The organism is Candidatus Nanopusillus massiliensis (assembly GCF_920984865.1).
In genome coordinates this window covers 436767-437011 of the sequence record NZ_OV100765.1, presented here as the reverse complement: position 1 = coordinate 437011, position 245 = coordinate 436767, and positions in this window count along the sequence as shown.

The window sequence follows — 245 nt, the reverse complement described above, 5'->3', positions numbered from 1 at the left end:
AAATATATGAGGCAAANNNTAATATAGCCAAAGATTTTATAGAAAACAATATAGCAAAATTACATTATACATTAAAACCAAGATTTGAATCCAGATCTGGAAATTTATGTATTGTAAAAATTATAGATAATCAATGTTCTCTTAAAATATTCAGATCCTGAATGGAAAAAACTTGCCCATGAATGTGTAGATAATNNNAACTTTTATCCTGATTATGTAAAACAAGATTTTCAGCAAAAAATTGA